This is a genomic window from Synechococcus sp. R6-7, assembly GCF_047461695.1.
Taxonomy (GTDB): domain Bacteria; phylum Cyanobacteriota; class Cyanobacteriia; order Thermostichales; family Thermostichaceae; genus Thermostichus.
The window spans coordinates 1-690 of record NZ_JANSHS010000510.1 but is presented as its reverse complement, the minus strand read 5'-3'; the positions used below and the strand labels follow the sequence as shown (position 1 = coordinate 690).

Sequence of the window (690 nt, the reverse complement as noted above, 5' to 3'; positions counted from 1 at the left end):
CTCTGTTCGCCTCTCTTTCGGGAGAGAAGCGATCCCTGCTGGCCCAGTGGCGAGATCAACTGCGCTGGGAGGACAAGCTGCTGGCCTGGGCGATGGAAAACCCCCACTTGCGCACCCAGTTGTTCCGCTTGATTGATGTCTTGCCCAGCTTGAAAAGCAAGGCTGAGGTGGCCCGCCATTTGCAGGAGTATCTTTCAGATCCGGCGGTGGAGTTGCCGGGGATGCTGAAGAGCCTGCTCAACTTCGCAGACCCCGACTCCCTGCCAGGACAGTTGGCTGCCAGCACTCTCACCGCTGCTGTGGAAGCTCTGGCCCGCCGCTATATTGCCGGAGAAACTCTACAGCAAGTCAGCAAAACTCTGGAAGCTTTGCACCGGCAGGGTATGGCTTTCACCCTGGATTTGCTGGGGGAAGCCGTCATCACCGAAGCGGAAGCCCAATCCTACCTGGATCGCTATCTGCAGGTGATGGAGCATTTGGCAAAGATGGTCAAAACCTGGCCACAACCGCAGCCTGTGCCGCAAGTGTCGGTGAAGCTGACAGCCTTCTATTCCCAGTTCGATCCCATCGATCCCCTGGGGGCCAAAACCAGAGTGGGGGAACGGATTCGCATCCTGTTGCGCCGGGCAGAAGCTCTGGGAGTCGGGATCCATTTCGACATGGAGCAGTACCGCTACAAATCCCTCACCC

Annotated in this window: 1 protein-coding gene; it reads left to right on the top strand. The window is 58.4% G+C overall.

Features of this window, described 5'->3' with window-relative positions; translation table 11 throughout:
• Positions 1 to 2: 2 nt before the first annotated feature.
• On the top strand, positions 3 to 690 hold a 688-nt coding region (locus NW815_RS13540; protein ID WP_414416126.1), incomplete at its 3' end, for a proline dehydrogenase family protein.